5 protein-coding genes and 2 pseudogenes are annotated in these 7,312 nt (G+C 61.6%); 2 read left to right on the top strand and 5 right to left on the bottom strand.

The window, feature by feature from the left end:
- Nucleotides 1-94: 94 nt before the first annotated feature.
- The 3 genes and pseudogenes from HT737_RS07625 to HT737_RS07635 form a co-directional block, all read right to left on the bottom strand.
- Nucleotides 95-1,442 (bottom strand): annotated as a pseudogene (locus tag HT737_RS07625) (ATP-binding protein).
- Entirely contained in the window at nt 1,439-2,116 is a 678-nt protein-coding gene (locus HT737_RS07630; protein WP_027612288.1) for a response regulator transcription factor, read from the bottom strand. Before HT737_RS07630 ends, HT737_RS07625 begins: the two are co-directional and overlap by 4 nt.
- A 151-nt stretch (nt 2,117-2,267) precedes the next feature.
- A complete protein-coding gene (locus tag HT737_RS07635) occupies nt 2,268-2,873 on the bottom strand; it encodes a membrane protein (RefSeq protein ID WP_027612287.1) in 606 nt (201 codons plus the stop codon).
- 141 nt (nt 2,874-3,014) lie between these two features.
- Here HT737_RS07635 and HT737_RS07640 point away from each other — a divergent pair, with 141 nt between their 5' ends.
- Nucleotides 3,015-3,806: a dienelactone hydrolase family protein gene (locus HT737_RS07640; protein WP_182402062.1), complete on the top strand. Its 792-nt coding sequence runs from the start codon at nt 3,015-3,017 to the stop codon at nt 3,804-3,806.
- A 169-nt stretch (nt 3,807-3,975) separates the two neighbouring features.
- Nucleotides 3,976-4,701 (top strand): 4'-phosphopantetheinyl transferase, encoded by a 726-nt coding sequence (locus tag HT737_RS07645; protein WP_220459339.1) that lies wholly within the window; start codon nt 3,976-3,978, stop codon nt 4,699-4,701.
- Nucleotides 4,702-4,843: 142 nt separating this feature from the next.
- Here the strand turns inward: HT737_RS07645 and HT737_RS07650 are convergent.
- Together HT737_RS07650 and HT737_RS07655 are read right to left on the bottom strand one after the other, a co-directional pair.
- Nucleotides 4,844-6,455: pseudogene (locus tag HT737_RS07650) on the bottom strand (ATP-binding protein).
- The gene (locus tag HT737_RS07655) at nt 6,452-7,174 is read right to left on the bottom strand and encodes a response regulator (RefSeq protein WP_182402066.1); all 723 of its coding nucleotides are present in this window, start codon (nt 7,172-7,174) and stop codon (nt 6,452-6,454) included. Before HT737_RS07655 ends, HT737_RS07650 begins: the two are co-directional and overlap by 4 nt.
- Between the last annotated feature and the right edge of the window lie 138 nt (nt 7,175-7,312).

Consider the following 7,312-nt stretch of genomic DNA (forward strand, 5'->3'; position numbering starts at 1 on the left):
CTCCCACAGGTTTTGATGTCGTTCAAGGAATTTGTATACGACTCGGACACTGTGGGAGCTGGCTTGCCAGCGATGGCGCCCGAAAGACCAACACCTAAACCGCAGGAAACTGAATCCTGAATGCCGCCCCGCCCATCGGCGAATCCCCCGAGCATTAGCTTGGCGTTGTAGCTTTCGATGATGTCCTTGACCACCGCCAGCCCGATGCCCTGCCCCGGATGCTGACGATCCAGTCGTTCGCCGCGCTCAAGGATTCGCGCGCGCTGATTCGGCGGCACGCCGGGGCCGTCGTCTTCGATGCACAACTCGATACCGGTCAGGCTCTCGCGCACGCTGATGCGCACTTCGCTCAGGCACAGGCGATAAGCGTTTTCCAGCAGGTTGCCCATCATCTCCAGCAACGCGCCCTGTTCGATCGGCACATAACATTGCTCCGGCAGGTCGAACGCCACTCGAACATGTTTGTCGCGGTAAACCTTGTCCAGCGTATCGCACAGGCTCTGGAGCACCGGCCGCAGCCGCACCTGATGGCGCACCAGACCGCTTTTGCGCAGGCTGGCCCGTTGCAGTTGATAGCTGATTTGCTGGCTCATGCGTTCGATCTGGGTTTGCAGCACCCAGGCTTGATCGCGATCTTCCGGGCGTTGGGCCATGTCTTCACTGACCCCTTGCAACACCGCCAACGGGGTTTTCAGGCTGTGCGCCAGGTCATCGAGAGAGTCGCGGTAACGGCTGCGTTGCTGGCGTTCACTGTGCAGCAAACGGTTGAGCGAGCCGGTCAGGCGCAGCAGTTCGCGCGGGTGCTGTTCGGTGAGGCTTTCGCGGGTGCCGCTTTCGATTTCGTCGAGTTCCTGACTCAGCCGACGCAGCGCCTTGAGGCCCCAGGTCAGGCCGATCCACAACAGCGCCAGCAGCACCAACAAGGCAGCGCCGAAGCCCAGATAGAGGTTCTCGCGCAGGCCTTCAAGGGTGTTTTCATATTCGCGCACCGGTTGCAGCGCAACGATACTGAAAGCCGCGCTCTTGCCGCCGAGCAGTTTGACTTCGACGTCGTAGACGAAAAACTCCTGGCCGTTGCTCTCGCGGATCCGCGCGAACTCGTTACCCATGCCGTCGTAACGCGGCTTGTAGTTGATCTGCTCTTCCTGCGTACCTTTCGAGCGCCAGACCAGTTTGCCTTCGCGGTCGTAGATGTAGCCGAGCAGGCGGTTGTCGGTAAGATTAAAGCGCTCATCCGGCAGTTGCGCCGGCATCACCAGATGACCACTGTCGACGCGTGCCGCCGAGATCAGCGTGGTGACGTCCGACGCCAGGCGCTGCTCGATCGAGTCCTGCAGTGCCAGGCTGAACGCGCCCTGCATGGCCGGCAGCAAGCCGAGCATGAACAACACCGCCAACGTGGTGGCGGCGAGCATCAAGCGAACGCGAAGAGAACGAATCAAGTGCAGCGCTCATTGAACAGGTAGCCGAGACCACGCACGGTATCGATCGGCTTGAACCCGCCCGGGCCTTCGAGCTTGCGGCGCAAGCGGCCGACCAGCACTTCGATCACGTTCGGATCACGCTCGTCGTCGTCCGGATAGAGCTGTTCCATCAGGCGATCCTTGGGCACCACTTGCTGGTGGTGGCGCATCAGGTATTCGAGGATGCGGTATTCGTAGGCGGTCAGCGCCAGCGGCTCTTCATCCAGTGACGCCTGCTTGCGATTGAGATCAAGCAACAACGGCCCGGCGACGATGGTCGACTGGGTGAAGCCGCTGGAGCGACGCAGCAAGGCGTTGAGGCGCGCATCGAGTTCTTCGAACTGGAACGGCTTGACCACGTAGTCGTCGGCACCGGCGGCGAGGCCCTCGACCTTGTCCTGCCAATTGCCACGGGCAGTGAGAATCAGGATCGGAAAGGTCTTGCCGCTCGAACGCAACTGGCGAATCAGGTCCAGACCGCCCATGCCGGGCAGACCGAGGTCGATCACCGCCAGATCGAAGTTGAACTGTCCGGTCTGGTACAGCGCCTCTTCGGCATTGGCCACGGACTCGACCACGTGGCCACTCTCCGTCAGGCGGGTTTGCAGGTGATGGCGCAACAGCGCTTCATCTTCGACGACCAACAGCTTCATAACGCTCTCCCGGGCAAATCAAAAACTCCAACAACGCATGTGTGGGAGCGGGCTTGCTCGCAAAGGCGATGTATCAGCCAACAGTGCTGTCGACTGATAGACCGCTTTCGCGAGCAAGCTCGCTCCCACAGGGTCTAGAGCGAACCGCGCTTTAGAAAGCGTAGTTCGCCGACAGGTAAGTCTGGGCGCTGCTGGTCAAGTCCAGCGAGCCTTGCTTGCTGCCACCGCTCTCTTTCATTTCAGTGCTGGCGTTGCTCATCAGGTAACGGTAGCCGAGTTCGACCGACACATTCTGCGCCACCTGTTGCAGCACACCGAACTGACCACCGACGGCGTACCCGATGTCGCTGTCACGGCTGTAGCCTGGCGAATCCTGAGTCAGCTTGGTCAAACCGGCCGTGGCGCCGCCGAACAGCTTGGTGCTGCCGCCCACTGGATAGAACAGATCGTAACTGCCCAGTAGATTTTCCTGGCGCAGTTTAATGCCATTGTGCGAACCGGACACGTTGTCGTAGGTGGCGTAGTAGCGACCTTGCGAGTTTTGCTGACCGAGGCGCACGCCGTAGGTGTTGTTGCCGTCGATTGCACCGCTGGCGTCCGGGTGGCCAAGGTTGTCGTTCAGCGCGTGGGACTTTTTGACCTTGTCACTGGTCTGGCCAAAGGTCAGGCCGGCGAAGTTGCTGGTGTCATCGGCATGTGCCGCAAGGCTGGAGCCCAACAAGGTAAAAGCCAGCAGCAGTTTGTTCAGACGATTCATCGCGTTTCCTCTTTCACAGTGCTGTTTGGGTATGGCGCAAGGTTACTGACCTGCCCCTGTACCTGCCCTGAACACTCTCTGAACCTGCGCTGAATCAAATCGACTAGGCTGTTCTGACCACTTTCGATAAGGAGACCGACCATGCGCCTGTTCCTCGCCCTCGCCTTGCTCGCCGCCAGCAGTCTGGCCAACGCCGCGATCAAGACTCAGGAGATTCCCTACCAGAGTGCCGACGGCACCCGACTGATCGGTTATTACGCTTACGACGACGCGATCAAGGGCAAACGCCCGGGCGTGGTGGTGGTGCATGAATGGTGGGGCCTGAACGATTACGCCAAACGCCGCGCCCGCGACCTCGCCGAACTGGGCTACAGCGCCTTGGCAATCGACATGTATGGCGAGGGCAAGAACACCGAGCACCCGAAAGATGCGATGGCGTTCATGCAGGCCGCGACCCAGGATGCCGCTGCGTCCAGCAAGCGCTTCGAGGCCGGGTTGAATCTGCTGAAAAAGCAGCCGCAGACCGACGTCAATAAAATCGCCGCCATCGGTTACTGCTTCGGCGGTGGCGTGGTGCTCAACGCCGCGCGTCAGGGCGAGCCGCTGGCGGGCGTGGTGAGTTTCCACGGTGCGCTGGCGACCACCACCCCGGCGACGCCCGGCAGTGTGAAGGCGAAAATTCTGGTCGAACACGGCGCGCTGGACAGCATGGTCACTGCCGACAACGTCACCGCGTTCAAATCCGAAATGGACAAGGCCGGCGCCGACTACAGATTCGTCAGCCTCAACGGCGCCAGGCACGGTTTCACCAATCCGGATGCCGATCGCTTGAGCCACGGCGATCACGGTGGCCCGGATATCGGCTACAACAAAGCGGCCGATGAAAAATCCTGGGCGGACATGAAGGCGTTCTTCCAGAAAATCTTCAGCTGACCCACTTCGCCCCCTGTAGGAGCTGCCGAAGGCTTGCGATCTTTTGTTCTTGATCTTAAGAAGCAAGATCAAAAAGATCGCAGCCTTCGGCAGCTCCTACAGGGTCAGCGACGCCTGATACAGGTTTTGGCTCTACCCAGCATCCGCGCCAACCGGCAAAATGCCCGCCATGAATTCCAGCCCGCCCCTCCCCGCCTGCTGCACCCCGCTCGACGCCCATTGGCCGTTGCCCAACGTGTTGCCTGACACCGTCCTGCTCAGCACCCGTTTCGATCCGAAGCAACTGCTCGGCGATGACTTCCAGCGCAGCGCCATCGAGCCGCCGCCGAGCGTTCAGCGCTCGGTGGCCAAACGGCAGGCCGAGTTTCTCGCCGGGCGGATTTGTGCCCGGGCTGCGCTGCAGCAACTGGAAGGCTCAAATGTGATTCCGGCGATTGGCGAAGACCGGGCGCCGGTGTGGCCGGCGCACATCTGCGGCTCGATCACCCACAGCACCGGACACGCGGCGGCGATTGTCGCCAACAAGCGGCACTGGCGCGGCTTGGGCATGGATCTGGAAAACCTGCTCGACAGCGAGCGCGCCGAACGCCTGGCCGGGGAGATCCTCACGCCAGCGGAATTGCAGCGCATGGCCGCCGGCTCGCGAGAGCAACTGGGGTTGTGGGTGACCCTGACGTTTTCGGTGAAAGAGAGCCTGTTCAAGGCGCTGTACCCGATTGTGCAGAAGCGCTTTTATTTCGAGCACGCCGAGGTGCTGGAGTGGACGGAGCAGGGTCAGGTTCGCTTGCGCTTGCTGACCGATCTTTCAGGTGAATGGCGTCATGGCACCGAGCTGGACGCGCAGTTCGGGGTGCAGGATGGGCAGTTGTTGAGTCTGGTCAGCATTCCTGCCTGAAGATTTTTCAGCGCCGGTAAGTCCCCATCACTGGCAAGCCAGCTTCCACAGGTTTCAGGGGTGTATCCAAAACGTGTGCTGCCCCCGGACAATGTGGGAGCCGGCTTGCCAGCGATTGCGGCCGGCAAAACCAGCACAAAACTCAGCGGCGTTCCTGATTCCTCGGCCAGCTCAGACTGAAACAGGCCCCACCCAGACTCTTGCTCTTGTTGATCAGCGCCCGCCCGTCATGCCAGTGAATGATCCGCCGCACAATCGACAGACCCAGCCCATGCCCGCCCGACGCCCGTGTGCGGCTGTCATCCAGACGCAGGAACGGCGTGAAGATGCGCTCCCACGCTGACTCCGGCACACCCGGCCCGTCATCCTCGACATCCACCCGGCAGCGCAACTGTCCAACCTGATAACTCACCGTGACGTGCGAGTGCGCATGGCGCATCGCGTTGCTCACCAGATTCTGCAACGCGCGGTGCAGGAAGCGCGGCTCGGCCTCGACCCAGGCGCCGTCATTATCGGCAGCGGACAGGCACAACCCGCGTTGTACAGTGACCTCGGCACGTAACGGCGCCAGTTCTTCGATGACTTGATTGACCAGCGCATCGAGGTCGATGCGTTGAAAGGTCAGCGCGGGTGACCCCTGCTCCAGCCGCGCGTAGGTGAGCATTTCGTCCACCAGCTTATCGAGATCCTCGATGTCGTGATCCATGCCCTCGCGGTACTTTTCCAGCGCCTGCGGGGTGGTGGCCGAGCCGATCATCTCCAGCCCGAACCGCAGACGCGCCACGGGTGTACGCAACTCATGGGACACCGCGCGCACCAGTTCGCGCTGGATCGCCAGCAACTGCTGCAAGTGCTCGGCCATGCCATTGAACGCTGCCGCCAGCCGCCCCACCGAGTCAGCGCCACGAGCCGGCACTCGGGTTTCCAGACTGCCCTTGGCGATGCGCGTGGCGGCGGCTTCGAGACCGCGCAGACGTCGTTCGAGCTGGCGCACCAACAGATAAACGATCAGCCCGATCAGGCTCAGGCCGAGGGCCGCAATCAGCACCAGCCATTGCGGCGGGTACGGATTCATCTGATACAGCGGACCGATTTCCAGCACCCACGGCGTGCCGACCATGCCGGCAAACACCCGGATCGAGTCCCCGCCCTTGCCCAGCGCCATCACCGTATCGCCCTCGGACACACGGCGGCTCTGGTCTTCGTCCATGTCGGCCTCGTTGACCGTGACCAGGCGCAAATCAAAACCGAAACCTTTCTCCTCCTTTAACTGCGCCAGCCGCTTGGGCTGTTCGCCAACCGGCACCCGCACCAGTTCATCGGCCAGCAGGTAAATAGTCGCACGGGCCAGTTGTTCGCTGATCTGCTGGACATCGCCGGTCAGCAGCAACTGTTCCTTGTCGCTGACCAGTCGATAGACCCGCGCCGCATGCGGACCGGTCTGCTCCACAAGTGCCTGACCGCGCTGCACCCGGGCGCGCTGAGAGAGGTCCAGATCGGTCTCGGAAAACGTCTTCAGCGCCAGCGGAATCCCCAGCAGGCGCTCCCAGACCAACAATGCCCGGTGGCGCTCGGTTGCGTTCATCGGTTGCAGGTTGTCGGCCATCAGCGAGAACGTGCCGTGGGCCAGGCGCTCGCGGTATTGCTCGCTGCGCACCTGATTGAGCAGGTGCAGTGCCAGCCCCCCCAAGCACCGCTACCAGAATCAGCGCCGCGCACATGCCGCCATAGATGCGCAGGAAGATCGAGTTCACAGCGCCAGATCCACGCAGGCTTCCGGAACGAACAGATAGCCTTTGCTGCGGATGGTCTTGATCAGGCGCGGATGATCGGGGTCATCGCCGATTTTCGGGCGGATGCGCGAGATGCGCACATCGATCGAGCGGTCCTGGCCGTCATAGCCGATGCCACGCAGCGCAGTGAAGATTTCTTCGCGAGAGAGGATTCGTCCGGCATTCGACACCAGCAGCCAGAGCAGGTCGAATTCGGCGCTGGTCAGTTCGATGCCGCTGTCACTGAGCCAGGCTTCGCGCAAGGCGTTGTCCACCACCAGCGGGCCGAATTGCAGGCGGCGGCTTTTTTCCGCGACCAGCTCGGCGCTGTCACTGCGCCGCAGCAAAGCCTGAATCCGTGCCAGCAACAGCCGTGGGCGCACCGGTTTGCACACGTAATCGTCAGCACCGAGGTCGAGGCCCTGGATCTGGTCGGCATCGTCGGTGCGCGCGGTGAGCATCAGGATCGGCCCGTCGTAACGGTCGCGGACCTTGCGGCAAATGCTCAAGCCGTCTTCACCGGGCAGCATCAGGTCGAGGATCACCAGGTCCGGCTGTTCCTTGATGATCCGCGCCGCCGCCAGCGCACCGTTGCCTTCGATCTCCACGCGCAATCCATTGGCTTGCAGGTATTCGCGGGTGAGTTCGGCCAGTCGCTGGTCGTCCTCGACTATCAATACCTGCCAGGCTTCTTGCTCCACCGGTGACCTCTGCTTTCTATTGTTATTAATAAAGGAAGAACCTTACGACGCAGCACAATTCATGTGGGAGCGAGCCTGCTCGCGAAAGCGTTGGATCAGTCAACGTTGATGCTGAACCTGCCGACGCATTCGCGAGCA

This window comes from Pseudomonas sp. MD195_PC81_125 (assembly GCF_014060985.1).
Taxonomy (GTDB): Bacteria; Pseudomonadota; Gammaproteobacteria; order Pseudomonadales; family Pseudomonadaceae; genus Aquipseudomonas; species Aquipseudomonas parakoreensis.

What these genes read in the sequence shown, in the direction of transcription:
- HT737_RS07640 (WP_182402062.1), top strand. Translation starts at nt 3,015, where the DNA reads ATGCGCCTGTTCCTCGCCCTCGCCTTGCTCGCCGCCAGCAGTCTGGCC.
- HT737_RS07645 (WP_220459339.1), top strand. Translation starts at nt 3,976, where the DNA reads ATGAATTCCAGCCCGCCCCTCCCCGCCTGCTGCACCCCGCTCGACGCC.
- HT737_RS07630 (WP_027612288.1), bottom strand. Translation starts at nt 2,116, where the DNA reads ATGAAGCTGTTGGTCGTCGAAGATGAAGCGCTGTTGCGCCATCACCTG.
- HT737_RS07635 (WP_027612287.1), bottom strand. Translation starts at nt 2,873, where the DNA reads ATGAATCGTCTGAACAAACTGCTGCTGGCTTTTACCTTGTTGGGCTCC.